The organism is Nonomuraea sp. NPDC049784, from assembly GCF_040659615.1.
Taxonomy (GTDB): domain Bacteria; phylum Actinomycetota; class Actinomycetes; order Streptosporangiales; family Streptosporangiaceae; genus Nonomuraea.
Window position 1 is genome coordinate 1 of sequence record NZ_JBFAMX010000954.1, and the last position, 2,786, is coordinate 2,786.

At 71.8% G+C, this 2,786-nt stretch carries 3 protein-coding genes; all 3 read right to left on the reverse strand.

Annotated features, from left to right (window positions below; all coding sequences use genetic code 11):
• Positions 1-132 precede the first annotated feature (132 nt).
• Positions 133-897: a class I SAM-dependent methyltransferase gene (locus AB0J09_RS61590; RefSeq protein ID WP_360713352.1), complete on the reverse strand. Its 765-nt coding sequence runs from the start codon at positions 895-897 to the stop codon at positions 133-135.
• Complete coding sequence (locus AB0J09_RS61595; RefSeq protein ID WP_360713354.1) at positions 897-1,577, reverse strand: DUF4191 domain-containing protein; 681 nt, start codon at positions 1,575-1,577, stop codon at positions 897-899. Before AB0J09_RS61595 ends, AB0J09_RS61590 begins: the two co-directional genes overlap by 1 nt.
• Before the next feature lie 64 nt (positions 1,578-1,641).
• Positions 1,642-2,786 (reverse strand): glycoside hydrolase family 3 C-terminal domain-containing protein (locus tag AB0J09_RS61600; RefSeq protein WP_360713356.1); only part of this gene is annotated, 1,145 nt, incomplete at its 5' end.

The window sequence follows — 2,786 nt, forward strand, 5'->3', positions numbered from 1 at the left end:
GTCGCGGCGGCGGTGCCCGGTGCGGTGCGACGGGTGCTGGAGGACCAGACGCACAACGTGGCCCCCGAGGCGCTGGTCCCCGAGCTGCTGGAGTTCTTCGTCGCCGCCTGAGCCGCCCGCGGCAGACCGGCGTCAGGCGGCTACGGTGCTGAAGATGGCGGTGCCGGGGATGTGGTGGCCGCGCAGCGGGCTCCAGCCGCCCCACACCCGCTCGTGCCCCTCGGGCCACTCGGGCTCCAGCACCCCGGCGACGGTCAGCCCGGAGGCGACCAGGAGGTTGACCCAGTCGCCCAGGGTGCGGTGGTGCTCGACGTACGTAACCGTGCCGTTTTCGTCCCGTTCCTCATAGGGAGAGCGGTCGAAGTAGGACCGGTCGGACGTCAGCCCGCGCGGCCCCGGATCGTCGGGAAAGGCCCACCGGATCGGGTGGCTCACCGAGAACACGAACCGGCCGCCGGGCCTGAGCACCCTGCGCACCTCGCGGAACACGGCGAGCGGGTCGGCCACGAACGGCAGCGCGCCGAACGCCGAGCAGGCCAGGTCGAAGGCGTCGTCGGCGAACGGCAGCGACTCGGCGTCGGCCTGCACCACGGGCACGTGCAGCCCGGAGTCGAGGTCGATGCGCTGGGAGTGGCGCAGCTGCCGGTGCGAGATGTCGAACGCGGCCACCCGCGCCCCCTGCGTCGCCAGCCACCGCGCGCACTGCGCCGCGCCACAGCCGATCTCCAGCACGTGACGGCCGCGCACCTCGCCAAGGAGGTGCGCGTCGGCCTCGTCCACGCCCTCGGGGCACCAGACGAACCCCGTGTCACGCAGGAACCCGCCGTGCTCGACCTGGTAGTCGTCGGCGTTGCCGTCCCACCACCAGCGGTTGGCCCGCGACGAACTCGACAGCACTAGCGCATCTTGGGGCCGCGCGGCATGCGGGCGCCTCTGGGCATCGGGCCCTTGGGCATCGGCATGTTCTTCGGCAGCGAGCGCAGGCGGTCCTTCACCTCGTTGACCGCCGGCTTCTTCAGGTTGCGCGGCAGCTTCATGAGGTGGCGCTGCAGTTTGCCGAGCGGCACCTGCCCCTCGCCGTCACCGCACTGGATGTCGTAGATCTCGACGCCCAGCACCACCCTCGCGACCCGCTTCTTCTCGGCCGCCAGCATCTTCGCCACCCGGTTGCCGGGCCCCTCCGACACCAGCACGACGCCGGGGAAGCCGACCACCAGGTGGATGAGGTCCTGGTCGCGGTTGACCGCGATGGCCGGGGTGACCTGCCAGTTGCCACGCATGCCCTGCAGCACCGCCGCCGCGGCGCCGGTCTGGCCGTGCAGGATCGAGTATTGGGCCTTCTGGGCGAGCTGCCCGAACACCACCAACCCGACCGTGAGCGCGGCCAGCACGCCGATGAACACCGAATACCACAAGTAGTCCGTGACCAGGCCGATCACGACGACCACAGCCAGCGTGCCCACCGCCGAAAGGAAGACGATGGGCAACCCCTTGGGGTTGGCCTGCTTGATGATCTGCGCGATCATGCGGAGCTGCTTGATGCGCCCCGGCTTCTCTGGATCCTCGGACTTTGCCATGCTCTGAAGGATACAAACCAACTGGTGCGATACGGAAAACGCGACCCGGCCATTTCTCGCGCGGCTAGATCTTCACAACGGCCGGCAGGCGGAGATCGCCCACGTTGGGGCCCGCCTCGACCGCGTACTCGCCCTCGGCCGTCCGCCAGCCGCCGTCCCAGACCTGGAAGGCCCGCTCGGGCAGGAAGATCGTCGTGAGCACGGTCTCCCCCGGCGCGGCCTCCACCACGTCGAACCCGGCCAGCACCTTGGAGACGTACACCTGCACGATCTCGCGGCCCGGGCGGTCGCCGGTGTTGGTGACGGCCACCGTCACGGTCGTCCCCTCGGCCGCGATCGAGTCGTACGACCAGGTCGTGTACCCCAGGCCGTGCCCGAACCAGAACGCGGGCGCGCGCCCCGACCGCTCCCACGCCCGGTATCCGATCGACACCCCCTCCTCGTAGGCCACCACACCGTCCACCGGCGTCACGTTCACCACGGGAGCGTCCTCCAGCCGCCTCGGCCACGTCGTGGGCAGCCGCCCGCCCGGCTCGGCGTCCCCGAACAGCACGTCCGCCAGCGCCGTCCCCGCCTCCTGCCCGGGGAACCAGGTGAGCAGCACGGCCGCCACCTCCTCCGTCCAGGGCATCTCGACCGGTGAGCCCGCGTTGACGACCACCACGGTGCGCGGGTTGGCCGCGGCGACCGCCCGGATCAGCTCGTCCTGCCGTCCCGGCAGCCTGAGGTCCGTACGGTCGAAGCCCTCGCTCTCCACCTCCGGCGTGGTCGCGGCCACGACCACCGCCACATCGCACTCCGCCGCCACCCGGACGGCCTCGGCCAGCAGCTCCTCCTCGCCCGGGCTCGGATTCGCGTGGCCGACCGTGAAGGACACGAACGCCATCCCGCCGAACGCCCCCGCCGGGTGCGTCACGACCACCTCGTACGGCTCCCCAGCGGTCATGGGCACGCTCACCCGCCGCTCGGGCGGCGACAGGAACCCCGCCGCCGGGTCGTCGCCGTCCGCCTCGAGGGTCCCGTCGAAGACGGTCCCGCCGTTCACGACGACGGTGAAGGCCCCCACCCCGGCGACCGACAGCTGGTGCTCGCCCGAGCTCTCCGGCGTGTACGTGGTACGCAGCCGGACCGCCTTCAGCCGATCGCCGTCCACGCCGGGCGGCAGCTGGCCGATCCACCGCGCCTCGGCCGTGGCCAGCGGTTGCTCGG